This is a genomic window from Rhizobium bangladeshense, assembly GCF_017357245.1.
Classification (GTDB): Bacteria; Pseudomonadota; Alphaproteobacteria; order Rhizobiales; family Rhizobiaceae; genus Rhizobium; species Rhizobium bangladeshense.
Genome location: NZ_CP071612.1, coordinates 4,318,333 through 4,344,194 on the forward strand (window position 1 = coordinate 4,318,333; position 25,862 = coordinate 4,344,194).

General features: G+C 60.8%; 21 protein-coding genes. 11 read left to right on the forward strand and 10 right to left on the reverse strand.

The genetic code is table 11. From position 1 onward, the window contains the following. Positions 1-33: 33 nt before the first annotated feature. Positions 34-990, reverse strand: coding sequence for an ImuA family protein (locus J2J98_RS30410; protein WP_064712474.1), 957 nt, complete (start codon positions 988-990; stop codon positions 34-36). Positions 991-1,152: 162 nt separating this feature from the next. Here J2J98_RS30410 and J2J98_RS20775 point away from each other — a divergent pair, with 162 nt between their 5' ends. Continuing rightward, complete coding sequence (locus tag J2J98_RS20775; RefSeq protein ID WP_064708126.1) at positions 1,153-1,590, forward strand: metallopeptidase family protein; 438 nt, start codon at positions 1,153-1,155, stop codon at positions 1,588-1,590. 23 nt (positions 1,591-1,613) lie between these two features. On the opposite strand, the gene J2J98_RS20780 is transcribed toward J2J98_RS20775, so the two are convergent. Together J2J98_RS20780 and J2J98_RS20785 are read right to left on the reverse strand one after the other, a co-directional pair. Beyond that, positions 1,614-1,820, reverse strand: coding sequence for a DUF1737 domain-containing protein (locus J2J98_RS20780; protein ID WP_009996762.1), 207 nt, complete (start codon positions 1,818-1,820; stop codon positions 1,614-1,616). Further along, positions 1,820-2,725 carry an HpcH/HpaI aldolase/citrate lyase family protein gene (locus J2J98_RS20785; RefSeq protein WP_138396266.1) on the reverse strand — a complete coding sequence of 302 codons (906 nt, stop codon included), beginning with the start codon at positions 2,723-2,725 and terminating at the stop codon, positions 1,820-1,822. Before J2J98_RS20785 ends, J2J98_RS20780 begins: the two co-directional genes overlap by 1 nt. A gap of 112 nt (positions 2,726-2,837) precedes the next feature. On the opposite strand from J2J98_RS20785, the gene J2J98_RS20790 reads away from it, so the two are divergent. The 3 genes from J2J98_RS20790 (at position 2,838) to leuD (ending at position 4,342) form a co-directional block, all read left to right on the forward strand. Beyond that, positions 2,838-3,071, forward strand: coding sequence for a hypothetical protein (locus J2J98_RS20790; protein ID WP_064708240.1), 234 nt, complete (start codon positions 2,838-2,840; stop codon positions 3,069-3,071). A gap of 106 nt (positions 3,072-3,177) precedes the next feature. Beyond that, a complete protein-coding gene (locus J2J98_RS20795) occupies positions 3,178-3,600 on the forward strand; it encodes a VOC family protein (RefSeq protein ID WP_207602000.1) in 423 nt (140 codons plus the stop codon). A 133-nt stretch (positions 3,601-3,733) separates the two neighbouring features. Beyond that, positions 3,734-4,342 carry a 3-isopropylmalate dehydratase small subunit gene (gene leuD / locus J2J98_RS20800; protein ID WP_064708129.1) on the forward strand — a complete coding sequence of 203 codons (609 nt, stop codon included), beginning with the start codon at positions 3,734-3,736 and terminating at the stop codon, positions 4,340-4,342. A 90-nt stretch (positions 4,343-4,432) separates the two neighbouring features. Here leuD and J2J98_RS20805 read toward each other — a convergent pair whose 3' ends face one another. Then, a complete protein-coding gene (locus tag J2J98_RS20805) occupies positions 4,433-5,365 on the reverse strand; it encodes a pyridoxal-phosphate dependent enzyme (RefSeq protein ID WP_207602001.1) in 933 nt (310 codons plus the stop codon). A 171-nt stretch (positions 5,366-5,536) separates the two neighbouring features. Between J2J98_RS20805 and leuB the strand changes: the two genes are divergently transcribed. Together leuB and lpxE are read left to right on the forward strand one after the other, a co-directional pair. Then, positions 5,537-6,649 (forward strand): 3-isopropylmalate dehydrogenase, encoded by a 1,113-nt coding sequence (gene leuB / locus J2J98_RS20810; RefSeq protein ID WP_064712470.1) that lies wholly within the window; start codon positions 5,537-5,539, stop codon positions 6,647-6,649. 253 nt (positions 6,650-6,902) lie between these two features. After that, a complete protein-coding gene (gene lpxE / locus J2J98_RS20815) occupies positions 6,903-7,637 on the forward strand; it encodes a lipid A 1-phosphatase LpxE (RefSeq protein ID WP_197491964.1) in 735 nt (244 codons plus the stop codon). A gap of 163 nt (positions 7,638-7,800) precedes the next feature. Here the strand turns inward: lpxE and J2J98_RS20820 are convergent, their stop codons facing one another. Continuing rightward, positions 7,801-9,687: an MFS transporter gene (locus J2J98_RS20820; RefSeq protein ID WP_064712469.1), complete on the reverse strand. Its 1,887-nt coding sequence runs from the start codon at positions 9,685-9,687 to the stop codon at positions 7,801-7,803. 416 nt (positions 9,688-10,103) lie between these two features. On the opposite strand from J2J98_RS20820, the gene J2J98_RS20825 reads away from it, so the two are divergent. The 3 genes from J2J98_RS20825 (at position 10,104) to J2J98_RS20835 (ending at position 12,457) form a co-directional block, all read left to right on the forward strand. Then, on the forward strand, positions 10,104-10,316 hold the full coding sequence (locus J2J98_RS20825) for a hypothetical protein (protein WP_138396268.1): 213 nt from the start codon (positions 10,104-10,106) through the stop codon (positions 10,314-10,316). Between the two features lie 111 nt (positions 10,317-10,427). After that, the gene (locus J2J98_RS20830; RefSeq protein WP_064708136.1) at positions 10,428-11,462 is read left to right on the forward strand and encodes an aspartate-semialdehyde dehydrogenase; all 1,035 of its coding nucleotides are present in this window, start codon (positions 10,428-10,430) and stop codon (positions 11,460-11,462) included. Positions 11,463-11,632: 170 nt separating this feature from the next. Then, entirely contained in the window at positions 11,633-12,457 is an 825-nt protein-coding gene (locus J2J98_RS20835) for a lytic murein transglycosylase (protein WP_064708137.1), read from the forward strand. A gap of 51 nt (positions 12,458-12,508) precedes the next feature. On the opposite strand, the gene J2J98_RS20840 is transcribed toward J2J98_RS20835, so the two are convergent. From J2J98_RS20840 to pdxY, 3 genes are all read right to left on the reverse strand, one after another. Continuing rightward, positions 12,509-14,128, reverse strand: a complete 1,620-nt coding sequence (locus J2J98_RS20840) for a GGDEF domain-containing protein (RefSeq protein ID WP_207602002.1) — start codon at positions 14,126-14,128, stop codon at positions 12,509-12,511. A gap of 89 nt (positions 14,129-14,217) precedes the next feature. After that, the gene (locus J2J98_RS20845) at positions 14,218-14,865 is read right to left on the reverse strand and encodes a carbonic anhydrase (RefSeq protein WP_064708139.1); all 648 of its coding nucleotides are present in this window, start codon (positions 14,863-14,865) and stop codon (positions 14,218-14,220) included. A 71-nt stretch (positions 14,866-14,936) separates the two neighbouring features. Beyond that, positions 14,937-15,812 (reverse strand): pyridoxal kinase PdxY, encoded by an 876-nt coding sequence (gene pdxY / locus J2J98_RS20850; RefSeq protein ID WP_064708241.1) that lies wholly within the window; start codon positions 15,810-15,812, stop codon positions 14,937-14,939. A gap of 277 nt (positions 15,813-16,089) precedes the next feature. On the opposite strand from pdxY, the gene J2J98_RS20855 reads away from it, so the two are divergent. Together J2J98_RS20855 and J2J98_RS20860 are read left to right on the forward strand one after the other, a co-directional pair. Next, a complete protein-coding gene (locus J2J98_RS20855; RefSeq protein WP_207602003.1) occupies positions 16,090-20,865 on the forward strand; it encodes an NAD-glutamate dehydrogenase in 4,776 nt (1,591 codons plus the stop codon). A 23-nt stretch (positions 20,866-20,888) separates the two neighbouring features. Further along, complete coding sequence (locus J2J98_RS20860; protein WP_138396270.1) at positions 20,889-22,277, forward strand: MFS transporter; 1,389 nt, start codon at positions 20,889-20,891, stop codon at positions 22,275-22,277. A 17-nt stretch (positions 22,278-22,294) separates the two neighbouring features. Here the strand turns inward: J2J98_RS20860 and purH are convergent, their stop codons facing one another. Then, the gene (gene purH / locus J2J98_RS20865; RefSeq protein WP_207602004.1) at positions 22,295-23,911 is read right to left on the reverse strand and encodes a bifunctional phosphoribosylaminoimidazolecarboxamide formyltransferase/IMP cyclohydrolase; all 1,617 of its coding nucleotides are present in this window, start codon (positions 23,909-23,911) and stop codon (positions 22,295-22,297) included. 202 nt (positions 23,912-24,113) lie between these two features. Continuing rightward, positions 24,114-25,787 carry a heparinase II/III family protein gene (locus J2J98_RS20870; protein ID WP_064708143.1) on the reverse strand — a complete coding sequence of 558 codons (1,674 nt, stop codon included), beginning with the start codon at positions 25,785-25,787 and terminating at the stop codon, positions 24,114-24,116. Positions 25,788-25,862: the final 75 nt, after the last annotated feature.

The window sequence follows — 25,862 nt, forward strand, 5'->3', positions numbered from 1 at the left end:
TCGTGCTTTCCGGCGCAGACGATCGGCGCAGCCTCAGGACGCCCTTTCAAACGCCAGGAAAGGCCCCATTTTCTGCGGGCGATCCTGTCCGTCGGAAGATGCGGAAAGCTGAGCGCCAGGATACGCTGACCGTTCGTCTGGAGTAAGAGCGTGCCTTGGTTCGCCGATGGGGAAAAACTGACGTTCATGAGGGTTCCACTCCAGAAGAAGGGAGAGCGGAGCCGGGTTACGGCTCTTCTCCAGGCTGAGACGAAAAACCGGATTGCCGATGCTGCCGGCAAGCCTCGATCCATCTGACAGAGCCCGCATGCCGGACGGTGCGGGCTGGGCAAGCAGCCGGAAGACGGCGCTGCTTGCCTCCTCCTCTCCCGCCTGCCGAAGCAGGAAGAGAGGCCGGCCGGCCGCCTTGGCGCGAAGACCGAGCCGCCGGCTCTCGGTCAGACCGAAATGTACAGGATTGCCCCTGATCTCCAGGATGACGACCGAAAAGGCACCGCTTTCCACCGCGGTTTCCGCAAGCCAGAGCGCCTCATCGAGCTTGCGCGGCAAAGCCTGCAGGAAACGCTCGGGCCGCAAGCCGAAATCCTGCAGACCTACCGCATAGGGAAGGCCAGCCTCCATCGTCGAGACCGTATCGCCGATCCAGAGTATTGGCGAACAGTCGCTCGCCTCCTCCTCCACCCGCTGCAGCAGCGCTGCGGCCGCAAGTGCGAACCCACAGGCGGCTCCCGCATCCCGCAAAAGCGTGGAACGGATTTCCGTTATCGCATCGAGCGGCAGCCCGCCTTCCATCGCTTCGTCGAGCGGTGTCACGCCGAACGGCAGGCGCTGTCCGCGCCCATTCCGTTCCGCATCCTGCCGCCCGGTCCTCCCCGAAGCCAGGGCTTCCCGCTCCGCTGCCGCAAGTGCCGGCGCAGGTTTTCCTTCCAGCTTGGCGATGGTTTCGCGGAGCGCAAAAAGCCGCTCGCGCGCCAAGGCGTTCTGCGCCATGGCGTTTACTCCGTCCGTCTTGTTCCTGTTATGTTCTTATGGATTCCAGAGAGCTGAGGAAGAGTCAACAACCATTTTCTATGAATTTATTCCTGCCTTTGATTCCGCACTCGAAAATCGGCGGCAAAGGTTCTATATGGGCCCGCAAAGGAAGGAATATTCATGGCCCGCATAGACCAGAGCGATGATTGGCGGGACCGCCATGCGCCGACGATCAGCACTTTCGAGTCGCTGGCCATGGAGGCTTACAGCCATCTGCCCGATGAATTCCGCCAGCTGACGACCAATCTCACGATCGAGATCGAGGATTTTCCCGATGACGACGTTTTCGAGGATATGGCGCTGGAAACCCCTTTCGATCTGCTCGGCCTTTTCGAAGGCAGGGGCATTTCAGAACGCTTCACGGTGGAAACCGGCGAAATGCCGAACCGCATCCGTCTCTACCGGCGCCCCATCCTCGATTACTGGGCCGAGAACGACGAGACGCTCGGCGATATCATCACCCACGTCCTGATCCACGAGATCGGCCACCATTTTGGGCTGAGCGACGAGGATATGGAGCGGATCGAGGCCAGCGCCGAGGAAGCCGCCGAACGCTGAAACCGCGCGTCCGGCAGAAGACGCTATTGCTCGGAGAGCTTCATCTCCGGATCGTAATCCTTGCCTTCGACAGTCTTGACGACTGCCTGGCCGCACTGCATCGCGCCGGTTGCCGCATTGAAGGCATAGGTCGGCGAACCCTCCAGCGACCAGCCCTTGTTGAGGGCGGCGGTGACCTTGTGGCAGAAGGAAGCGTCGTCGGGGCCGGTCAGGAAGCGATAGAGTTTCATCAGGCGGGCTTTCTTGCAGAAATCAGGTGAGCTTTATGAACCAGAGCTTCGGCCTGGACAAGATGCAGCCGCTCGATCATCCGCCCGTTCGCATTGATGACGTTGAGGCCCCTGGCAGCCGGATCCGCAAAGGCTGATATGATTGCCTGCGCTTCGGCAATCTCCTCCTCGCTCGGGCCGAAATGCCGGTTGGCGGCCGAAATCTGCGAGGGGTGGATCAACATCTTGCCGGAAAAACCCATGGCGCGACCCTGCCCGCATTCGACGTCGAAACCTTCGGCATCCCGGAAATCGTTGAAGACGCTGTCGAGCGCATCAAGCCCATAAGCCTTGGCCGCCAGGATGATCTGCATCAGCCAGGGCACGAGAAAGCTTCGCCCAGGCTGCGACAGGACGTCCGTTTCCTTGCGCAGGTCGTTGAGGCCGACGACGAGGCAATCGAGCCGTGCCCCCGGCATGCAGCCGGATTCGGCGATCGCCCCGACATTCAGCACGCCGCGCGGCGTCTCGATCATCGCCCAGATGCGCAGCTCCTCCGGCGCCTGTGCATCGGCAAGCAGATCGCTGGTCTCAGCGATAACTCGAGGCTCGTCCACCTTCGGCAGGAGAACGGCGTCGGGCAAAAGCGCCTTGACCAGATCGAGATCCGCCGCCCCGAATTCAGATGACAAAGAATTGATGCGGATGACCCTTTCCTTGCCCGCAAGCGGCGGCCCGGCAAAAAAAGCACGCAGATTTTCCCGCGCTTGCCCCTTGTTCTCGGGCGCGACCGAATCCTCCAGATCGAAAATAACGGCATCACAATCAAGGGAATGGCTCTTTTCGAGGGCGCGCAGATTGATGGCGGGCACACTCAGCACCGAGCGGCGCAGACTTAAGGAACGGAAAGGCGGGATTTGGTTCATCAGCCATTAGTGCCAAGCTTCTCAGAACGCGGCAAGACAACAAAAAGCCATGCTTGCCTTGCAGACAGAAAAAAGAAGAACCACATTCCTTTCGGTAGAAAGGTTTCAAACCATGCAGAACATTCGCTCCATCTTCTTCATGCTTGCCGGCGCCACCTTCTTTGTCGCCATGCTGCTTCTCACCTTCTCGGTGACGCTTGCCGTCGGCGGCATCCTGACCGTGCTCATGGTCGGACGCGCGCTTTCGATGAAGATGAAGCCCGCCCCCGTCCGCGCCAAGGCAAACAACGGTAAGCCGGAAATGCGCATCTGGAACGATGGTCGCGGCACGATCATCGATCTCTAAGACCTGCCTTCAAAAAACTCGCCGACACTGTCGGATCATGCTTCCGTGATACGTCTTTGAAGCAGCCAGGCTTTCAGCCGGCGCTCAAAAACGATGGAGGACGAGCATGGATACGACGACGGAAAACAAACCGGCCAAGTTGCCGCCGGTGAAGAATGGCCTGCTGCCCTATCTCACTGTCGATGGCGCAGTAAAAGCCGCGGAATTCTACAAGAAGGCCTTCGGCGCCGAAGAGGCCCACAGGGTGCCGGTCGATGAAAGCGGCCGGACGATGCACATTCATCTCTATATCAATGACAGCTCCTTCATGCTGGCGGATGCCTATCCTGAATACGGCCATCCCTTCAAAGGCCATGAAGGCTTCGCCATCCAGCTTGTTATCGACGATATCGATTTCTGGTGGGATCGTGCGGTGGCCGCCGGCGCTGAAGTCGTCATGCCGGTCGAACTGATGTTCTGGGGTGACCGCTACGGCCAGCTTCGCGATCCGTTCGGCGTCCTCTGGGGCTTGAACGCGCCCGCCGAGTAACAGGCCGTGCACCGTCGCCAGGCCACGCGAACGTCGCGTGGCCGCCACTTTAGAAAGATTCTCCTTCATTTCGGCAAAAAACTGGACTAGATGCACATTCAGGAAAGTAGATTTGCTGAATGGAGCATGGGTCATGGATAAATTCGTGAAGCTCACGGGCGTTGCAGCGCCCCTGCCGGTCGTCAACATCGACACCGACATGATCATTCCGAAGGACTATCTGAAGACCATTAAGCGTACGGGTCTCGGCAAGGGCCTTTTCGCCGAAGCCCGCTACAATGAAGACGGCTCCGAAAATCCCGATTTCGTGCTGAACAAGCCGGCCTATCGCGACGCCAAGATCCTTGTCGCCGGCGACAATTTCGGCTGCGGTTCCTCGCGCGAACACGCTCCTTGGGCGCTGCTCGATTTCGGCATCCGCTGCGTGATCTCCACGAGCTTCGCCGACATTTTCTACAACAACTGCTTCAAGAACGGCATCCTGCCGATCAAGGTCAGCCAGGAAGATCTCGACAAGCTGATGGACGACGCCTCGCGCGGCTCCAATGCCATCCTCACGGTGGACCTCGAGAACCTCGAGATCACCGGCCCCGATGGCGGCTCCATCAAATTTGATCTCGACGAGTTCAAGCGCCACTGCCTGCTGAACGGCCTCGATGATATCGGTCTGACGCTGGAAAAGGGCAAGGCGATCGATGAGTTCGAAAAGAAGAACGCCGCGTCGCACCCATGGGCCGCTTAAGCCCTGACGAATTGCCGATTGATCAAGCCGGGCTTTCGCCCGGCTTTTTCTTTCACACGCGCAAGGACGCTGCAACATCCTCGCCGCAGCTCAGAGAAATTTCTCTTTCCAGAGTTTCAGTTTTTCCAGCGACACGCCGATGCCGCCGCAGACTTCGATGAGCGGGCTGTCAAAGCGCTGAAGCAGACCGGCATGCACATCGGCAACGGCCAGCGCCGCACCGCAGGCCGGCTCCACGAGGAGGCGGTGCGCATCGGCAAACTTCAGGCAGGCGGCAACGGCATCGCCGTCGCTGACGACGACGCTTTCGATCGGATGCTGCTTCGGCAGCTCGAAGACATGCTGCGCCACCTGCCGTGCACCGAGCGACGTGGCGATTGAGGTGATGGCTGGGAGGGTAACACGCTCGTTCGCCTGCAGGCTTTTATGTAGCGAAGCCGCCCCTTCGGTTTCAACCGCGATGACGGGAAGGTCGGTTAGGCCGTTTCGCTTCAGCCCTTCGACAATGCCGGCAAGCAGTCCGCCGCCGCCGACACTGGTGACGACGCAGTCGAATGTCGCACCCTTGGCCAGGACCTCATCGATCAGCGTGGCATGACCATCCCACAGAAGCGGATGGTCGAACGGATGCACATAGCTCGCCTTGCAGCTGCGGGCGAGTTCGATCGCATAGGCATTGGCTTCGTCGAAAACCGCTCCATGGACAAGCACATTCGCACCGGTTGCGGCAATCGTCTCCCGAACATCGGCCGCCGTCGTCTCCGGCACGACGATCGTGACCGGCACGCCGAGCGCCCGGCCGGCAAAGGCCGCGGCAATACCGGCATTGCCGCCCGAGGCGCAGAAGATCTCGCGCGCGCCTTTTTCCACCTCGTGCTGGCAAAGCCGGCCAACGCCACGCAGCTTGAAGCTGCCGGAAGGCTGAAGTGCATCGAGCTTCAGCCAGAGCGGCTTGCCGCTGGCGCTGTAGCCAGATGCTGTTCGAACCAGAGGCGTGTCGAGATGAAGGGGTGCTGAAGGCATGGGCGACATCCGGGAAAATAAATACTGAGCCTGCCGTTCTAATCCGGTTGCCGGCCTCGGAGCAACCATCGGCGCGCTGAGAGCGAAGCGTACCGATTCACCCTTTCTCTCGCTTGAAATGCCCATTTCCGGGGTCTAAGAAGCCGCAACTTGTTTTTCCAGGAGGGTTTCATGACAGCGCGCAATCTTTTCCTGCTGCCGGGTGACGGCATCGGTCCCGAGGCCATGGGCGAGGTCCGCAAGATCATCACCTATATGAACGAGACGATGGATGCCGGTTTTGTCACCGAGGAAGGCCTTGTCGGTGGTTCTGCCTATGACGCCCATGGCGCGGCGATCTCGGAAGCCGACATGCAGAAGGCGCTTGCCGCCGATGCCGTTCTCTTCGGAGCCGTCGGCGGCCCGAAATGGGATAGCGTGCCTTACGACGTGCGCCCGGAAGCCGGCCTGCTTCGCCTGCGCAAGGACCTGCAGCTCTTCGCAAACCTGCGCCCCGCCATATGCTATCCGGCCCTCGCCTCGGCCTCGTCGCTGAAGCCGGAACTGGTCGAAGGCCTTGATATTCTGATCATCCGCGAGCTGACGGGCGGCGTCTATTTCGGCGAGCCGAAGGAGATCATCGACCTCGGCAACGGCCAGAAGCGCGGCATCGACACGCAGGTCTACGATACCTACGAGATCGAACGCATCGCCGGCGTCGCCTTCGAAATGGCCCGCACGCGCCAGAACCGCGTCTGCTCCATGGAAAAGCGCAACGTCATGAAGTCGGGCGTGCTCTGGAACCAGGTGGTGACCGAGACGCACAGGGCGAAATATTCCGACGTCCAGCTCGAACATATGCTGGCCGACGCCGGCGGCATGCAGCTCGTGCGCCAGCCCAAGCAGTTCGACGTCATTGTCACCGACAATCTCTTCGGCGACATGCTCTCCGACGTCGCCGCCATGCTGACTGGCTCCCTCGGCATGCTGCCTTCGGCCTCGCTCGGCGCGCCCGACGGCAAGACCGGCAAGCGCAAGGCGCTCTATGAGCCGGTGCACGGCTCGGCCCCCGATATTGCCGGCAAGGGCATCGCCAATCCAATCGCCATGATCGCCTCCTTCGCCATGTGCCTGCGTTACTCCTTCAACATGGTGAAGGAAGCCGACGATCTGGAAAGGGCGATTGCCAACGTGCTCGACAAGGGCATCCGCACCGGCGACATCATGGCCGACGGCTGCAGACAGGTCGGCACCGTCGAAATGGGCGATGCGATCCTTGCCGAGTTCAAGGCGCTGGCGGCCTGATATATTTCACGTGAAACAGTTTCACGCCCTTCGCATCACGTATGCGGAGGGCTTTTTCAGGTATGACAACCGCCGGTTCGGTAGAATTAGCCAAAACGGGCTATCCTTGGCCATAATCTCGTGTATTTTTGCGCCGGATTTCACGGTGCATACTTCCAGCCGGAAACGATTTTCCGGCTTATGCGCCAGTTCAAAGTGATGGAGCGCCTGTCGGACGCGCGGCGCTCGAATTCTAATTCGAACGGACGACTGAATGCGGGCATTTTGGATTTCCCTGGACAGGCGCTGGCGCCGGAGTGACGCCACGATGCCGCCTTTGCGCTGGCAGGCTTGTCTCTTCATCACGATCAACGCCGTGCTCCTTTCCATGCTGCTCTTCGACGCGCCGATCGGCGCCAGCGAGCCTCCCGCGTCGGTGAAGCAGCTGGGCGAGTTCCTGACCGGTTTCGGCGATTCCGCCTGGCTGATCTGCACCAGCATCCTGCTCTTCTTTCAGGGCAGGGCGGGCTACAAGCTCTTGAAGGCGGCGCGTTCGAAGGCACAGGCGCTTTATATCAGCTGGATCGGCGCCTATCTCTTCACCACGGTCGTCTTCTCCGGGCTTCTCGCCAATCTCCTGAAACGGGCGATTGGAAGGGCGCGTCCCGATCACTTCCACGATTACGGTATCTTTTCTTTCACGCCTTTTTCAGGCCGTGCGGCTTTCGAAAGTTTTCCCTCCGGCCATTCCACCACGGTCGGCGCCTTCTTCGCCGCCTTCGCGCTTCTGTTTCCGCGCTACCGCGTTGCCTTTATCGCCTGTGCCATCTGGTTCGGCATGACACGGGTCATGGTCGGCGCTCATTATCCGAGCGACGTCATCGCCGGTCTTGCCTTTGGCGGCTGGTTCTCCCTGCTGACCGCGATCGTCTATGCCCGTTGCGGTCTGCTCTTCAAACTGGCGCCGGATGGCTGGCCGCTCGCCAAGCGCCTGTTCCGCACTGCATAATTCCTTAAATCAGAATCGATTTAAGGATAAATGATGCAGCCATTTGAATGTTACAGCGTCCTTTGCGCGTCCAATAAGACGCGCGGCGCTGTAATAGGAAAAAGCCCGACGCCTTGTGAGCGCCGGGCGGTTTTCTGAAAGCTTGTCAGAAGCGAACGCGTCATCAATCCATTGCGTGGATGTCCCTGTTCTTCGTTTCGGGCAGGAAGATCAGGCCGATCACCAGCGTGATCGCCGCAAACACGATCGGATACCAGAGACCGTAATAGATGTCGCCCGCAGCGGCGCTCATCGCAAAGGCCGTCGCCGGCAGCAGGCCGCCAAACCAACCGTTTCCGATATGATAGGGCAGCGACATGCCGGTATAGCGGATACGGGTTGGGAAGAGCTCGACCAGAAGGGCTGCGATCGGGCCGTAGACCATCGTCACATAGAGGACGAGGACGAAGAGGATCGCAACCGTGCCGACCCAGTTGACACGGGCGGGATCGGCGGTCATGGCGAAGTTGCCGGCATTGGCGATGTTATAGACTGCCATGTCGGTGACGCCATTGGCCTCATCGGCGGTCAGCAGCTTGCCTTCCACCAGCTTAGCGACCGGCATCGTTTCTTTCTCACCCGCGCGCACGGCTTCGGCATTGAGCGCCAGTTCCGGATTGGCGGCGATGAAGGCATCTAGCTTGGAGTCCGGCACCTTGGCGGCGCCGCGCTTAAGCGGATAACCGGCATCGTGAAGCGCAATGTTCACGCCCTTTTCGAAGGCGGCGGTCATGCTCTTCGCTTTGTCGCCGGCGGCAAGGGCGTCGAAGCTCGTGACCGTCTGGTTACCGACCTTCACCGTTGCCGGCTGGCCGGCAGGACCTGGCACGACATCGTATGGCACCGAGTTTTTCGTCAGGAAGGCCGTTGCCACATCGCAGGAGCTGGTGAATTTCGCCGTGCCCGTCGGGTTGAACTGGAACCTGCAATCCGCCGGATCGGCCGTGACCGTCGCGCGGATCGAGGCTTGTGCCTCGGCAAGGGCCGGATTCGCCGTCCAGGTCATCGCCTTGAACAGCGGGTGATAGGTCACCGCGGCTATGAGAAGGCCCGCCATGATGATCGGCTTGCGGCCGATCTTGTCGGAGAGGCCACCGAAGATGACGAAGAACGGCGTTCCCAGCAACAGGGCGATCGCGACCATGATATTGGCCGATTGCAGATCCACCTTGAGTACGTTCTGCAGGAAGAACAGCGCATAGAACTGGCCGCCGTACCAGACGACCGCCTGGCCCATTGTGGCGCCGAGAAGCGCGATGATGGCGATCTTGGCGTTCTTCCATTGGCCGAAGGCTTCGCTGAGCGGCGCCTTTGAACCCTTGCCTTCCGCCTTCATGCGTTGGAACGCAGGCGATTCGTTCATCTTCAGGCGGATCCAGACGGAAATGCCGAGCAGCACGACCGAGACCAGGAACGGAATACGCCAGCCCCAGGCGGCAAATTGAACCGGACCCATCAGCGACTGAACCAGGATGATGACGATCAGCGACAGGAAGAGGCCGAGAGTCGCCGTCGTCTGAATCCATGAGGTGAAGTAGCCGCGCCGCCCGTTCGGCGCATGTTCGGCGACATAGGTTGCCGCGCCGCCATATTCACCACCGAGCGCCAGGCCCTGCAGCAGCCGAAGGCCGATCAGGATGATGGGAGCTGCGATGCCGATGCTGGCCGCACCTGGCAGGATGCCGACGAGGAAGGTTGAAAAACCCATGATCAGGATCGTCACCAGGAAGGTGTATTTACGTCCTACGAGGTCGCCGAGACGGCCGAACACCAATGCGCCGAAGGGCCGCACCAGGAAGCCGGCGGCAAAGGCGAGAAGTGTGAAGATATTGCGCGTTGCCTCGGGATATTGGGTGAAGTAGGTCGCGCCGATATAAGTGGCGAGCGAACCGTAGAGATAGAAGTCATACCATTCGAAAACAGTGCCGAGCGAAGAGGCGAAGATGACCTTCTTCTCCTCGCCGGTCATCGGGCCGGCCTTCGCGCCGTCGATGCTTGCGACATTTGCCATTGTCTGTCCTCCACAGAGTGATGAGCAACGCGCGCGACCTGCTTTCCTCAAAGCATACCCCTGGCCGCGACACGCCTGACGAGAGTGTGCCAGAAAACATGGCCCGCAAAGAGAGATGCTTTGGGATTATGACTTTAGTCTAATGGCGGCGCGCTTCGTGGTCCGCATCGGGCGGTTGTTCGACCTCCTGCGCGCAACGCGATTTTGGAGGCGGACGGGCCTCACCTGGTTTGCGAAAGCAGACCTGCTACACTCAGCGTCTGCGCCGGCGATTGCCGTGGCAAGCCGCCAACAGGCAGAAGCACGTTTTCGGGTGCTGACAAGGTGACGGTCGGTATCGCCGCAGGACGAGGCCGATATTGGTGGCGCGACATTAACCTGGTCGGGATATCTTCCGGTATGTCAAAACGCCCGGCTTGCGGCGGTTCCTTTCGCCTGCCGACTGCTCAAGCAAAAACCTTGACTCCTGTGGAAAACCTTCTAAGAGCAACAGCGGAAAAGGAATCTCCATGGTTCGCGACGAACACGCCATTGCCGCATGCGATGACCGGGCACGGGTTGCCGGGGTGGAAATTGCCGTTCCGGTTTCTTCCAAAACCAAGGCCAAAACGACGACGAAAACCGTCTGACGTCTCTGGCCTGCCGCTCTCTCCCCGGCTCGGCTGGGGACAGGAAGACGCGATCCGTCGCGCCTTTCCCCTCACCGGACAAGAGGAGAGAAGAGAAAGAGAGCTTGAGAAATGGGTTTCAAAGTAGCAGTTGCGGGAGCCACCGGAAATGTCGGCCGGGAGATGCTCAACATCCTCTCCGAACGCGGCTTCCCCGCCGATGAAGTCGTGGCGCTCGCCTCGGCGCGTTCCCAGGGCACTGAGGTGTCCTATGGCGACCGGACGCTGAAGGTCTCCAATCTGGAGAATTACGATTTCTCCGATACCGACATCTGCCTGATGTCGGCCGGCGGCGAGGTCTCCAAGAAGTTCTCCCCGAAGATCGGCCAGCAGGGCTGCGTCGTCATCGACAATTCCTCGGCCTGGCGCTATGACGCCGATGTGCCGCTGATCGTGCCGGAAGTCAACCCGGACGCCGTCACGCAGTTCACCAAGCGCAACATCATCGCCAATCCGAATTGCTCGACCGCGCAGCTGGTTGTGGCGCTGAAGCCGCTGCACGACTTCGCCAAGATCAAGCGCGTCGTCGTCTCCACCTATCAGTCGGTCTCCGGCGCCGGCAAGGACGGCATGGACGAACTCTTCAACCAGACGCGCGCCGTCTTCGTTGCCGACCCGATCGAGAACAAGAAGTTCACCAAGCGTATCGCCTTCAACGTCATCCCGCATATCGACGTCTTCATGGAGGATGGCTATACCAAGGAAGAGTGGAAGGTGCTGGCCGAGACGAAGAAGATGCTCGACCCGAAGATCAAGGTGACCTGCACGGCGGTGCGTGTGCCCGTCTTCATCGGTCATTCGGAATCGGTCAACATCGAATTCGAGAACGAGATCACCGCCGATCAGGCTCGCGATATCCTGCGCGACGCGCCGGGCTGCCTCGTCATCGACAAGCGCGAGAACGGCGGCTACATCACGCCGTATGAATCTGCCGGCGAAGACGCGACCTACATCTCGCGCATCCGCGAGGATGCAACGGTCGAAAATGGCCTGAATATGTGGGTGGTTTCCGACAACCTGCGCAAGGGCGCGGCGCTGAACGCCATCCAGATCGCCGAGCTTCTCGTCAATCGCGGCCTGGTCAAGCCGCGCAAGCAGGCAGCCTGATACCATTTGTAAACCATAATATGTTAAAGCCCTGCTCGTCGAGCGGGGCTTTTTCCGGGGCAAATACAACTGTATAAGCGCTCGCTAAAAGGTGATCGTGACAAAATCGCGAGCGGCTGGCATTCTCTTGCCCGCCTAAAAACTATGCAGATCGAGAGCGGGGTTTCTCAATGCGCATGACAAAGTTGTTTCTGGCGGCCGCTGCGGCAATGGGCGTCCTCCACGCGATACCGGCATTCGCGCAGGGTGCACAATGTGGCAATACCGGCGCCGGCTTCGAGGCTTGGGTTAGCGATTTCAAGCAGATGGCAGCCGCAAGCGGCGTCAGCCAGTCGGTTCTCAACCGCGCTTTCGCCAATGTCAGCTACAACAAGCCGACCATCGCCGCCGACCGTGGCCAGAAAAGCTTCAAGCTATCCTTCGACGCCTTCATGAAGAAGCGCGGAGGCGCCGCAATCATCTCCCGCGGCCGCAGTATGAAGGCCGCCAACCAGGCTCTGTTTGCGTCGATCGAGCGCCGTTTCGGTGTCCCGGCCGGCCCTCTGATTGCCATCTGGGGCATGGAGACCGGTTTTGGCAGCTATATGGGCAACCAGCATACGCTGTCAGCTGTTTCGACGCTGGCTTACGACTGCCGCCGTTCGGAATATTTCACCGACCAGCTCTATGCGGCGCTCCAGTTGGTCTCCGAGGGTTATCTGAGCCCGCAGGCCAGGGGCGCCGCCCATGGCGAAATCGGCCAGACGCAGTTTCTGCCGCGCAACGTCGTGCGGTTCGGCGCCGACGGCGATGGCGACGGCCGGGTCGACATGGTCGGCTCCCGCGCCGATGCACTGGCCTCGACCGCAAATTTCCTCAAGGGCCACGGCTGGCGCGCCGGCGCCGGCTATCAGCCGGGCGAGCCGAATTTCGCCGCTATCCAGGGCTGGAACGCGGCCAGCGTCTATCAGCAGGCGATCGCCTATATCGGCCAGCAGATCGACGGCGGCAGATAAGCCTTCATTGATAACGATACCCGGAAACGCCGCTGCGATATGCGGCGTTTTTCATATGCGGGAATCAAAACCGCCGACCGATCCCGCCTTGCGTCGCTCCTCCTGCGGAAGGGCCGGCACGACCGGCTCGGAAATGACACAATTGCGGCCGGAGGCCTTGGCGGCGTAAAGTGCCAGATCGGCCCGTTTGACCAGATCCTCGAAGTTCCGGTTGGCGGCGTTGTTTGCCCGGCCAGCGCATCCGAAGCTCGCCGTCACCTTGATCAATTCGCCGCTCGGCAGAGGAATTTCCGCCATCTCGATCGCCAGGCGCACGCGTTGGGCGATGACTGCTGCGTCATTGGGCGTCGAATCCGGCAGAAGCACCAGGAATTCCTCGCCGCCGTGGCGCACCAGGAGATCGAAAGAACGGAAATTCTCACGCGCCACTCTCGCAACATGTCGTAGCACGGCATCGCCGGCGTCATGGCCGTGAACATCGTTGATCTTCTTGAAATGATCGAGGTCGAAGAGCACGACGGAGATCCAACGGGACCCGTGTTCGGCTTGGGTAAGAAGCGCTGACGCAGCGACTTCGAAGCCACGCCTGTTGTAAAGACCAGTCAGAAGGTCGGTTTGGGCAGCGTTGCGCAACTCGCCCACCAACGTCTCGCGATCCCTGGTCAGTCGATCAATAAGACGCAGCCCCCTTGCCGCCAGAAGCATCACCAGGGTGGCGAGAATGAGCAGGCCGGCGCAGAGCGCCAAGATCAGCGTCAGGTGAACGTGCGCACGCGCCGAAAGGCTTTCGCCGGTCTCGTGGATATTATTGGCGGCTTCGACGATCTTGTGCTGGAGGAAGGCCATGCGCTCGTTCTGCGCCACCGCCCAGATATCGCGCGCCTCGCGCGTAGGCCGCGATCCGGCAAGGATGGAATCGGTAATCGCATTCGCCTTCACTTGGTTGCTACGGCCGAGATAGGCAGTGATGTCGCGTACGGTTGAGTCTGAGGAATGGAAGACCATATGGTCCATCCCATCGCCGAGCATGACCTTGCCCTGCACGAACAACTCCACCGGAAACCTGGCGACGAAACCATGGTCAAGATAACGGGTACCGACGACGGTGATCAGCCTTTCACCGTAATAGGTCAGCAGGATGCCCATCAGCTGGTTGGACTTCTGCAGCAGTACCGGATCACTGATCAACGGCGAAAGCGCATCGACGACGGCGAGCTGCTTCTGGGCCGCATACCAGTAGATGTAGCCGGGATCGCTGTTGATATAACGGCCTTGGTCGACTGCGCTTCGCGCAGCCACAATACGGCTGTAGGCAAGGTTGAGAGCCGACAATTCGTCGACAAGCCCCTTGTCCAGCACATCGCGAGAGGGGAGGCTGGCATAGAAAGCGCGGCGTTCGTGATCGAGCATCGCCCGGCTTCGCTGCATCTCGGCGGCGGCCGGGCCGCTTGGCTGGGCGATATACCGACGCGTGGCGCCGATTTCAGCCAGGATCTCAATGGCGGCGATGGACCCGGCGCGGGCAAGCACATCGGCAAACTGCCGATCCTTCTCAAGATCCCTGTATTCCTTGAGCGAAGACCGCAGGAGGATGACGCCTTCAATGACCATGAAGACGAAGGGCAGCATGATGGCAGCCAGGATTACCTTTTTGATGGTCTCGAACTTCATCGCCAATCGCCACGTTGATCAAACGTCGGTCGTGCGCGACCAATTCCGAAGAAGCTTAGCAGCAATCGTTAAAAAACTGCTAAACCCGCCTATCCCTGGATTTCCGGGCGAATGAAGTCACGGGTATCGGCGTCCATCACCCAGAGTTCACCCGTCGAAATGTCGAACCAGGCGCCATGAAGATGAAGATTTCCCGCTTCTTCGAGCGCCTTGATATTCGGAAAGCTTCTGAGATTGTCGATCGAGTTGCGGATGGAGACACGCTCGAGCGCAGTTTGCCGCTCGGCCGCGGTCATCACGTCATTGCTCTGGATCTGCTCGGCTGCCGGTTTGACCAGCGACATCCACCGTCCGATGAAATCGCCGGGTGACAACGGCTCGGCATTCGGATCAAGTGCCGCACGGATCCCCCCGCAGCGGCCATGGCCCATCACCACGATATCCGAAACCTTCAGCGCCTGCACGGCAAATTCGAGAGCGGCCGATGTCGAATGGAAATTGCCGTCCGGCTCATAGGGCGGCACCATATTGGCTACATTGCGGACGACGAAAAGCTCGCCCGGGCCGGCATCGAAGATCAGCTCGGGAGCCGCACGCGAGTCCGAACAGGCAATGACCAGCGTGCTGGGACTCTGACCGTTTTCGGCAAGTTGCCGATACCTGTCGCGGGCGTCGGCATAACGCCCGTTCATGAAGTTGCGATAACCGTTCAGAAGAGTGTTTGGAAAACGCTGCATGCCTCTGGATTAGCGCGCGCCGAGGACAAGATCAACTGCTGCACCGCAAAATGGGCGCATTGGCAAATGCGTCAATTTTTCCGCCGTTGCGCGGGGTGCACCAACCGGCGCATCTGCACCATGGCCATTGGCGTCGAAAGACTGGACGCATCGCTTGCCAGCATCAACTCATTGCTGCCGCGCTTGACCGCACGTGCAAGAACTTCGAACACGCTGGCTGTGGCAAGCTGCAATGCCTTTTCATCCTCGAGGCCTGACAGCAGGCGCGACAGAAAAACGGCGGCCAGCAGATCGCCGAGGCCATTCGGCGGGTTCTCGACGACGCGGTGCTCGGCAAGCAGCGCGTGACGGCCGGAAAGGTAGAGATTGCCGGTGCCGCCTGCCATCATGGGCACCGCCGAGGTGACGAGCATACGCGACGGTCCGAGCGCCAGTGCCGCCTCCATGATTGCGCTGTTGTCGTCGAGCGCTGCTCCCGACAGCCAGGCGAGCTCGTACCGATTCGGCGTCGCGAGCGAAGCCAGCGGGATGAGATGATCGCGAATGGCCTCCGCCGTCGCTTCGGGCACGTAGAGGCCGCCGAGATCGCCCATGACAGGGTCACAGACATAAAGCAGTTCGGGATTGTTCTGCCGGAGCGCAGCGATCAGCCGGGCGACGGAGCGTGCCTGGGCGGCATTGCCGAAATAGCCCGAAAGCACCGCCCTCACTTCACCGATCCACGGCGCGCGGATCAGATCGTCGATCGCCGCGTCGAAGTCCGCTTCGGCAAATGTCAGCCGCGTCGAACGGCCATGGCCGGGATGCCAGGGTAGAACGACGGTCGGCAGCGCCCAGACCGGATGGCCGAGCGTCTCCAGCGCAAACACCGCCGCCCGGTTCCCAACCGAGCCGCGCACGACATGGCTGGAAATAACAATGACTGCTCCCGCTGCATTTTCCGACATGAAACCGAGGTCCGAAATGATGATGGCGTTTGATGATCTTTTTGACGCCGGCCTGTCAACCATTCTTCACGTGAGCATGAAAATGTGCAGCGGAAGCAAACCCCGGAGAGGGCCGTCCAAACTCGCTTCGGCCTCGAAAGCGAAAAATCTCTGATAATTCCCATTTCCGCGGTCAGAAAAGCATCAAAACAATCACCTCGGCCACGATTTTAGGGATTTTTTCGAGAAATCTTCTGCTAGCTTGCGAAAAAATCAGTCCATTGCGGGGAGGCGACTCATGGCTGCCAGAAACAATCCGAAACGAGAAAAGCAGATCGAAACTGCGCGCAAGATCGCTGAGGCGGTGAGCGAGCCTCATCTCGATCCGGAAATTCTTTTCGGCCGCGCCAGCAATGATGACCTCGAACTCTATGCGCCCGACATGCTGGCGCGCGCCGCCGTACATTCGGCAAAGGAACTTGCTGCGTGGAACGGCAAGGCGCCCCGCGTCAGCATCGACACAATTGCCGAGGTGACGCCTGGCGGCACCGCCGTCTCGGTGCTGTCGGTGACTGACCACAACATGCCTTTCCTATATGAGTCAGTCATGGGTGAGGTGACGAGCACCTACCGCGATCTCTTCATGGCCGTGCATCCCATTCTCGTCATGGAAAAGGGCAAAGCCCCCGCGCTCTATTCCGCCGACCACCCGAGTGATCCGGCCACGCGCGTCAGCCATATCCAGCTGCATATCGCCCCGCTGAACTCCGCCCAGGCTGCCGATCTCGTCAAACGCGTCCAGACCGTGCTCGAACACGTCCGCCTTTCGGTCTCGGACTGGAAGCCGATGCTTGCCAAGCTCGACGGGGTGATCGCCGAACTTTCGGCCAATGGCGCCGGCCGCAGGAAGGCCGAACATGCCGAAGCGGTTGCCTTCCTGACCTGGCTGCGCGACGAAAATTTCACCTTCCTCGGCATGCGCGAATATGTCTATTCGGGCAAGGGGGCCGACGCCAAGGTCGAGCGGGACAAGGGCGCCGGCCTTGGCATCCTTTCCAACCCCGACGTTCTCGTGCTGCGCACTGGCAAGGACGCCGTGACCACGACGCCGGAGATTCTCGCCTTCCTCGACGGCCCCGACTTTTTGATCGTCACCAAGGCAAACGTAAAGTCGATCGTTCATCGCCGCGCCTATATGGATTATGTTGGCGTCAAACGCTTCGACGCTCAGGGCAATGTCACAGGGGAACTCCGCATCGTCGGCCTCTTCACCTCGACAGCCTATACCTCGCTCGCCTCCGAAATCCCGCTGCTGCGGTCTAAGATCGAAAAGGTGAAGGAGCATTTCGGCTTCGACCCGATGAGCCATTCGGGCCGAATGCTCGATAACACGCTGGAATCCTATCCGCGCGACGACCTTTTCCAGATCGACACGACGCTGCTTGCAAGCTTTGCCGAGCAGATCAACGATCTCGCCGACCGGCCGCGCGTCCGCGTCCTGCCGCGCATCGACCATTTCGACCGCTTCGTCTCGGTGATCGTCTATGTGCCGCGTGAGGAATATGACTCGATCGTGCGCGAGCGGATCGGCACCTATCTGAAGACAGTCTATGACGGTCGTGTCTCCGCCTATTACCCGGCTTTCCCCGAAGGCGGCGTCGCCCGCGTGCATTTCATCATCGGCCGCTCCGGCGGCAAGACGCCGCGCATCCCGCAGGCAAAGCTCGAGCAGACGATCCGCGAAATCACCGCCCGCTGGGACGACCGTTTCGAAGCGCTCGCCGGACCCAAGTCGCCCAAACTATCGGTCGATCAAGCCTTCCAGGATTCTTTTACCCCTGAAGAAACCGTGGCCGACCTTGCCGATATCGGCGCCTGCGCCGCCGGGGAGCCGCTCCGCATCCAGTTTTATCATCGCCAGGAAGCACAAGGGCCTATCCTTTCGCTGAAGATCTTCCACGCCGGCGGTCAACTCGCCCTGTCGCGCCGCGTGCCGCTTCTCGAGAACCTCGGCTTCAATGTCGTCAGCGAACGCACCTTCGACATCGGAGTGCGGACCGCCGATGGCGAAACCAAACTCGTCGTGCTGCACGACATGGAGCTCGAGACCCGCAACGGCGGCGACATCGACCTGCATCGTTATGGCGCGGCGCTCGAGGAAGCCTTCGTCGCCGCCTTCGCCGGCACGATCGACAATGACAGCTTCAACCGGCTGATTCTTTCGGCCGGGCTCTCGGCGCGCGAAGCCAATGTGTTGCGTGCCTATGCCCGTTATCTCCGCCAGGCCGGCATCGCCTATTCGCAGGATTACATCGCAACGACACTGGACAAATATCCTGGTGTGGCCGCCGCCATCTTCCGGCTGTTCCACGACACGCTTGATCCTAAGCTTTCCGACAAAGCCCGCGTTAGGAAGATCGCCGACCTGCACCAGGCGATCGAGGCAGACCTTGCAGACGTTCCGAGCCTTGACGACGACCGTATCTTGCGACGCTACGTCAACATCGTCGACGCGACGCTGCGCACCAATTATTTTCAGAAGAACCCCGATGGGTCGCCGAAAGCCATGCTGGCCTTCAAGCTCGATCCGAACCTGGTCGACGGGCTGCCGCAACCGAAACCCTTCCGCGAGATGTTCGTCTACGGCGTCGAGGTGGAAGGCGTGCACCTGCGCTTCGGCAAGGTGGCGCGCGGCGGCCTGCGCTGGTCGGACCGCGCCGAGGATTACCGCACCGAGGTGCTCGGCCTCGTCAAGGCGCAGCAGGTGAAGAACGCCGTTATCGTGCCGGTCGGCGCCAAAGGCGGCTTTTATCCGAAGAAGCTTCCGGCGAACGGCAGCCGCGACGAGATCTTCAATGCCGGCCGCGAAGCTTACAAGACCTATATCCGTACGCTGCTTTCGATCACCGACAATATCTCAGGCGCCGAGATCGTGCCGCCGAAGGATACGATCAGGCTCGACGGCGACGATCCCTATTTCGTCGTCGCCGCCGACAAGGGCACAGCGACCTTTTCCGACACCGCCAATGCTCTGGCGCAGGAGGCAGGCTTCTGGCTGGACGACGCCTTCGCCTCGGGCGGCTCGGCCGGTTACGATCACAAGAAGATGGGCATCACCGCCCGCGGCGCCTGGGAAACCGTGAAACGCCATTTCCGCGAAATGGACGTTGACATCCAGACGACGCCGTTCACCGTCGCGGGCGTCGGCGATATGTCGGGCGACGTCTTCGGCAACGGCATGCTGCTCTCCCCCAAGATCCGGCTCGTCGCCGCCTTCGACCACCGTGACATCATCATCGATCCCGATCCCGACATGGAAAAGACGCTGGCCGAGCGCCGGCGGCTCTTCGACCTGCCACGCTCGAGCTGGCAGGATTTCGACAGAAACGCCCTTTCCAAGGGGGCGATGATCATTTCCCGCGCAGCGAAATCGGTGACCCTGACGCCGGAAGCGATTGCAACGATCGGCATCGACAAAGCTGTGGCCACGCCCTTCGAGATTATGACGGCAATCCTGAAGAGCCCGGTCGACCTGCTCTGGTTCGGCGGCATCGGCACCTATGTGAAAGCTGCCTCCGAAACCGATACCGAGGTCGGCGACCGCAGCAACGACCCAATCCGCATTACGGCGGCGGAGGTGCGCGCCAAGGTGATCGGCGAGGGCGCAAACCTCGGCGTCACCCAGAAGGGCCGCATCGCCTACGGGCTCAGGGGCGGGCGCTGCAATTCCGACGCCATCGACAACTCGGCCGGCGTCAACACCTCGGACGTCGAGGTCAACATCAAGATCGCGCTGGCGGCCGCCATGCATGACGGGCGGCTGACGCGGGCAAAACGAGACCAGCTTCTTTCGTCGATGACCGCCGAAGTGGCGGCGCTCGTCTTGCGCAACAACTATCTCCAGTCGCTGGCGATCTCGCTCACCGAACGCAAGGGCACGGCAAACGGCTTGGAACTCGCCCGCTTTATGAGTGTGCTCGAGACCGCCGGCCAGCTGAACCGCAAGGTCGAGACCTTGCCGGATGAGCAGACGCTGGCTGAACGTTACACGGCTGGCAACCCGCTGACGCGGCCGGAAATTGGCGTGCTGCTGTCCTATGCCAAGATCGTGCTCTTCGATGCGCTCGCCGCAAGCGATCTGCCTGACGACCCCTATTTTGCGGCGACGCTCTCCAATTATTTCCCCGTCAAGATGCAGAAGTCGAACGCCGGCGATATAGCAAGCCATCGGCTGCGGCGGGAAATCATCGCCACCGTGCTTGCCAATGAAGCGATCAACCGCGGCGGGCCGAGCTTCATCGTCGCCATGATGGACGCGACGGCGGCTTCGGCGCCGGAAGTGGTGCGCGCCGCGATCGTCGCACGCGACGGTTTCGACCTCACCCGCCTGTGGGCCGACACGGATGCGCTCGACGGCAAAATACCGGGCGAGGTGCAGAACCGCATCTACGAAGAAATCAGCCACAGCTTTACCGTTCTCACGCGCCTGCTGTTGAAAACCGCGATGACCAAAGCCGATATGGCGGAGGTAATTAGCCGGCTGCAGGCCGCACTGAAGAAATTAAGACCTGCTTTCGCCGAACAGGCCGCCGGCGATGCTGCCGCCCGCCAGGCGGAATATGTCGAGGTGGGCGTGCCCGAAAAGCTTGCGGCCGAAATCGCCAACCTCCAGAGCTTCGCGCTGGTGCCGGAGATCATGCAGATTGCCGAGCGCACCGGCGAGCCGCTGGTGCGCGCAGCCGAGAATTATTTTGCGGTGTCGAAAACCTTTCGGATAGCCCGGCTGCTGGCGGCCGGCAGCCGAATTCTCACCTCCGACCACTACGAAAATCTGGCGCTTGCACGCAGCATCGACCAGATCGCCAGCGCCCGGCGCGACATCGTCATCTCGGCCCTTTGCGACCACGGCAAGGAGAAGCTGCCCGTCCAGGCCTGGCATGCGCAGGATCGCGTTCGCATCAACCGCATCGTCGAGGAGCTTTCCAGCCTGAGCGACAGCGGCGATCCCAATCTTGCGCGCATTACCGTTGCCGCAGGCATCCTCACCGATCTTGCGCGCGACCGGGCGAGGTGAGACAGTCCGCGAAAAAGGAGCGGATGTTGAATCGCATAGACTGGACAGGAACGCAGCCGCCGAAAGCCACGGAGAAGGGCATCTGGGGGTGGATGTTCTTCGATTGGGCGGCCCAGCCTTTCTTCACTGTGGTCACCACCTTCATCTTCGGGCCCTATTTCGTCTCCCGCCTGACGGATGATCCTGTGTCGGCCCAGACGACGTGGAGCAACATGGCGACGATCTCGTCTGTGATCATCGCCCTGCTGTCGCCCGTACTCGGCTCGATCGCCGACCAGTCGGGGGCGCGCAAACCGTGGATCGGCTTCTTCGCGATCATCAAGATCGCCAGCCTGTTCTGCCTGTGGTTTGCAGCCCCGGGTTCGCCTGTCCTTTATCCCGTAATCTTCATGATTCTCGCCTCGGTTTCGGCCGAGTTTTCGATCGTCTTCAATGATTCGATGATGCCGCGGCTGGTCGCCAAGCACGAGGTGGGCAAGCTCTCCAACACCGCCTGGGGGCTTGGCTATCTCGGCGGCATGATCGTGCTGATTGCCGTCGTCACGCTTTTGGCGGCAAGCCCGGAAAGCGGCAAGACCGTTCTCGGCTTGGACCCGCTTTTCGGCCTCGACCCCAAGACCGGCCAGGACGCGCGCGTTACCGGGCCGATCTCGGCCGTCTGGTATCTGATTTTCATCCTGCCGATGTTCATCTTCACACCCGATGTCGGCAGAGGCCTGCCATTCGGCGCCGCCATTCGCGCCGGCCTGCGGGAACTGAGAAACACGCTCGGCGAACTCAGAGAACGCCGCGGCATCCTGAGATTCCTCATCGCCCGCATGATCTATCAGGACGGCGTCAACGGCCTGTTGATCCTCGGAGGCGTTTTCGCCGCCGGCATGTTCGGCTGGGCGACGATCGAGATCGGTCTCTACGGCATCATCCTGAACGTCGTCGCGATCTTCGGCTGCCTGATCGCCGGACGGATCGACAGGGGCGTCGGTTCCAAGGTGACCGTCGTCATCAGCCTCACCATGCTGCTTCTCGCCACCATCGGCATCATCTCGACCGGGCCGGGTTACACCCTGTTTGGTTTGATGCCGCTGCCGACGACCGATTCCGGCGGCCTCTTCGGCACCGCCGCCGAAAAGGCCTATATCCTTTATGGCCTGCTGATCGGGCTCGCCTTCGGGCCGGTGCAGGCCTCGTCGCGCTCTTATCTCGCGCGCAGCGTCAGCCTTGAGGAAGCTGGCCGCTATTTCGGCCTCTACGCACTTTCAGGACGCGCCACGAGCTTCATGGCGACGCTGCTCTTCTCGCTGGCGACCTATATCAGCGGCTCACCGCGGCTCGGAATGGCAACGCTGGTCCTGTTTCTCGCCGGCGGGCTGGTGCTGCTGATCCGCACGCCCTATCCGGCCGATCGGACCTGACAAGTCTCCGGCACGCGTCAGTGCCGGAAATGGCGCATGCCGGTGAAGACCATGGCAATGCCGTGTTCGTTTGCGGCATCGATCACCTCTTGGTCGCGCATCGAGCCTCCCGGCTGGATAACCGCCGTCGCCCCTGCGGCGATCATCGACAGAAGACCATCGGCAAACGGCAGGAAGGCCTCGGAAGCAACCGCCGAACCATGCGTCATCGGCACCGCGAGGCCGAGCGCCTTGGCGGCCTCTTCGGCCTTCAGCGCGGCGATGCGGGCGGAATCCACCCGGCTCATTTGCCCGGCGCCGATCCCGGTCGTCTGGCCGTCCTTGGCATAGACCACGGCGTTCGATTTGACATGTTTGCCGACTTTGAAGGCAAACTTCATATCATCAAGCTCCTGCGCCGTCGGCGCGCGCTTGGTGACGACCTTGAGCTCCAGATCCTCGACCATGCCGTTGTCGCGGCTCTGGACCAGGAGGCCGCCGGAAACGGTTTTCGCCGTCAAACCCGCAGCACGCGGGTCGGGCAGGCCGCCTGCGGACAGAAGCCGCAGGTTCGGCTTACGGGCCACGATCGCCTTTGCCTCTTCGGTGACATCAGGGGCGATGATCACTTCGGTGAAGAGCTTGACGATCTCCTCGGCCGTTTCGGCATCCAAGACACGGTTGAGCGCGATAATGCCGCCGAAGGCGGAAACGGAATCGCAGGCCAACGCCCGCTGATAGGCTTCCATCAGGCTCGAACCGGTAGCGACGCCGCAGGGATTGGCATGTTTGATGATAGCGCAGGCGGGCGCCTTTTCCGGCAGGAATTCGGCAACGAGCTCGTAGGCGGCATCGGTGTCGTTGATATTGTTATAGGAGAGCTGCTTGCCCTGGAGAAGGACGGCTGTCGAAACTCCCGGGCGCTTCTCGCCCGTGACATAGAAGGCAGCCTTCTGATGCGGATTCTCGCCGTAACGCATTTCTTCCTTCAGCACGCCGCCTATGACGCGGTGGCGCGGTGTGTCGATCGCCAGGGCTTCGGCAAACCAGTTGGAAATCGCAGCATCATAGGCCGCGGTACGCGCATAGGCTTTGGCGGCCATGCGCTGGCGGAAGGCATAGGCCGTCTTGCCATCATCTGCCGAAAGCTGCTCCTTGAACTCGGCATAATCGTCGGGATCGGTCAGGATGGTTACATAGGCATGGTTCTTGGCCGATGCACGGATCATCGCCGGACCGCCGATGTCGATATTCTCGACGGTCGTCGGGTAATCGCCACCGGCCGCCCGCACCTCCTCGAATGGGTAGAGGTTGATGACGGCAAGATCGATGCCCTCGATGCCGTGCTTTTTCATCGCCTCCTGGTGTTCGCCATCGTCGCGGATCGCCAGCAGGCCGCCATGCACCGTCGGATGCAGCGTCTTGACGCGCCCATCCATGATCTCAGGAAAACCGGTGATCTCGGAAACATCGGTGACATCAAGCCCGGCCGCGGCGATCGCCTTGTAGGTGCCGCCGGTCGACAGCAGACGCACGCCTCTTTCAGACAATGTCTGGGCGAGCTCGACGATGCCGGTCTTGTCGAAGACGGAGAGGAGAGCGGTCCTGATTTCGACCTTGTCGGGGGCGGGGATCTTCTTGGAAATGACGGCCATGAACCTTCTCCGTTCGGGCTTCGGGAGATATCCGCTAGAGCATGAGGCCGAAAAGTGGAAGCGGCTTTCGGACGAGATCCTGCCTTAGGGGACGTTTCTTGCTGGCGCCGCGTTAGCACAGCTTTGCCGCCGCGCAAACAGCGCTCTTGCTCTCCCTTTCGATTTAATCCCGGATTCGAATTTGGCGAGCCGGCGATCCCGTCTAAGCTTTACGGGACAGGAACCAGCGGATCTCCGTCTTCCCGGCCAGATCGAAATCGATCTCGATCTGGTCAGAGCCGCAGATGCCGGAGCTGTCGGCGAAGAAGATGTCCTCGGAAATCAGCACTTCGTTGCCGGGCGCGGAAAACAGCCAGCTTTCGCCGTCCGGCGCCGTCAGCAGCACGGATTCTCCATCGCTCTGCTGCAGAACGATGGAGGGATGAATATGAAAACGGGCGACGGCCTTCAGCGGCTCGCCGCGTTCGTATCCTTCACGCCGGATGAGCCGGTCGTGGCCTGTCACCATCGAACCTGCCGCATTGAGCGTCAGCTCTCGCTCGTGCAGCACGCCGAACGTCCTGAGATAACCGTCATGGCTGAGCTTGATGCTGTCGCGCCCATCCTCCGTTTCGACACGTTCGACGGTGACGGTTTTCACCGGTTCGGTGATTGCATGATCGAGGAAAGGCGAGTGTGAAAAACGGCTGGACGACGTGTCGTTGAGGATGACGGTCGAATGCGCCGCGGTCGTGCGCGCCATCTGGACATAACGGTGTCCGGCAAATTTCGGCGAGCCGGAATTGACGATGAAGCGATGGCGGCCCGACGACATCTCGAAGGACAGGCTCCCGGCATGCGCGGTGCGCAGCGCGCCGCCCGAAGGCGGCGTGCCGGTATCGGCGATGATGACCGTCTTGCCCCCGGAAAGCCGCTGATAGCGTGACTGCGGCAAAGCCTTGAATGGCTGGCCAGCGGTCTCGTCATATCTGAGCACCGACATCAGCTCATTGGCGAGCGTCGAGGTCGCGCCGTTGAAGAGCGCCAGGTCCCCGTCCTGATGGCGGAAGAACCGCAAAGCCGGATACATGCGGTCGATGCCCGAAATCAGCTTCTGCGGCAGATCATGGCCGAGATTGACGTAAGTCTGCCGCAATGGCAGCAGGTCGAGCAGCAGTTCCAAGCCGACGCGCGGATTGCGCGAGATATGACCGCCATCCGGGAGAATCTGGCTATCGAATTGGCGGTCGAGCGCCTGTGCCGCTCTTCGAAGCGTAGATGGTCGGGCCGGCATGGCGACAGAGGCCATGGCGAGCGCGATGCGCAGCCGAAACAGCTCCAGGCCACCGAGCGTATAGGGCGCCATGCGATGCAGGAACCTGACCTGAAAAGCAAGCGACTTCATGAAGCGGCGATAAAAGCCGCGATCGGCGTTCTGCAGCACGACCGGCGAATGCGACAGCCAGGCGATGACTCGCTGGGCCGTGACGTCCGTCTCCCAGGCAATTCCTTCCACACGGCCGGCATGGATGGAAAGCCAGCTGTCGACGATCGCGCGGGCGGCCGCCGAGCTGCGTTCCGTCTTGTGCGCCCGCATGTGTCGCAGCCAGCCGAAGCTGTGCAGGCGGATAGCAAAGGGCCGAGAGGGTAAGGTGAAGGTGAAGGGCGATTTGCCGTCCGTTTCCAGCATGCGGCCGGCCAGGAGGAAACGTCCGTTAAGGATCTCGTCGGCTACATGTGGATCAATGCTGCGAAGATCGGTCGGGGCGACGATCAGACGCTCGGGCGGCTTGATCGAAGGGCGAATGAGCTTCAGGCGCAGCAGCGCGACGCGGCGCAAGGCGCGCCGCCAAGCCTCCCGAACATACATGCTCGCAAAACGCCGACCGGACTGCATATTCTATTGTCTATTGACCCTCGTGGTTAAGAATAGGTGAAAGGCAGCCGATTTCATCGTCCGCAATGAATTAAT

Coding starts and splice junctions, on each gene's coding strand:
- J2J98_RS30410 (WP_064712474.1), bottom strand. CDS start 990: ATGGCGCAGAACGCCTTGGCGCGCGAGCGGCTTTTTGCGCTCCGCGAA.
- J2J98_RS20775 (WP_064708126.1), top strand. CDS start 1,153: ATGGCCCGCATAGACCAGAGCGATGATTGGCGGGACCGCCATGCGCCG.
- J2J98_RS20780 (WP_009996762.1), bottom strand. CDS start 1,820: ATGAAACTCTATCGCTTCCTGACCGGCCCCGACGACGCTTCCTTCTGC.
- J2J98_RS20785 (WP_138396266.1), bottom strand. CDS start 2,725: ATGAACCAAATCCCGCCTTTCCGTTCCTTAAGTCTGCGCCGCTCGGTG.
- J2J98_RS20790 (WP_064708240.1), top strand. CDS start 2,838: ATGCAGAACATTCGCTCCATCTTCTTCATGCTTGCCGGCGCCACCTTC.
- J2J98_RS20795 (WP_207602000.1), top strand. CDS start 3,178: ATGGATACGACGACGGAAAACAAACCGGCCAAGTTGCCGCCGGTGAAG.
- leuD (WP_064708129.1), top strand. CDS start 3,734: ATGGATAAATTCGTGAAGCTCACGGGCGTTGCAGCGCCCCTGCCGGTC.
- J2J98_RS20805 (WP_207602001.1), bottom strand. CDS start 5,365: ATGCCTTCAGCACCCCTTCATCTCGACACGCCTCTGGTTCGAACAGCA.
- leuB (WP_064712470.1), top strand. CDS start 5,537: ATGACAGCGCGCAATCTTTTCCTGCTGCCGGGTGACGGCATCGGTCCC.
- lpxE (WP_197491964.1), top strand. CDS start 6,903: ATGCGGGCATTTTGGATTTCCCTGGACAGGCGCTGGCGCCGGAGTGAC.
- J2J98_RS20820 (WP_064712469.1), bottom strand. CDS start 9,687: ATGGCAAATGTCGCAAGCATCGACGGCGCGAAGGCCGGCCCGATGACC.
- J2J98_RS20830 (WP_064708136.1), top strand. CDS start 10,428: ATGGGTTTCAAAGTAGCAGTTGCGGGAGCCACCGGAAATGTCGGCCGG.
- J2J98_RS20835 (WP_064708137.1), top strand. CDS start 11,633: ATGCGCATGACAAAGTTGTTTCTGGCGGCCGCTGCGGCAATGGGCGTC.
- J2J98_RS20840 (WP_207602002.1), bottom strand. CDS start 14,128: ATGAAGTTCGAGACCATCAAAAAGGTAATCCTGGCTGCCATCATGCTG.
- J2J98_RS20845 (WP_064708139.1), bottom strand. CDS start 14,865: ATGCAGCGTTTTCCAAACACTCTTCTGAACGGTTATCGCAACTTCATG.
- pdxY (WP_064708241.1), bottom strand. CDS start 15,812: ATGTCGGAAAATGCAGCGGGAGCAGTCATTGTTATTTCCAGCCATGTC.
- J2J98_RS20855 (WP_207602003.1), top strand. CDS start 16,090: ATGGCTGCCAGAAACAATCCGAAACGAGAAAAGCAGATCGAAACTGCG.
- J2J98_RS20860 (WP_138396270.1), top strand. CDS start 20,889: ATGTTGAATCGCATAGACTGGACAGGAACGCAGCCGCCGAAAGCCACG.
- purH (WP_207602004.1), bottom strand. CDS start 23,911: ATGGCCGTCATTTCCAAGAAGATCCCCGCCCCCGACAAGGTCGAAATC.
- J2J98_RS20870 (WP_064708143.1), bottom strand. CDS start 25,787: ATGCAGTCCGGTCGGCGTTTTGCGAGCATGTATGTTCGGGAGGCTTGG.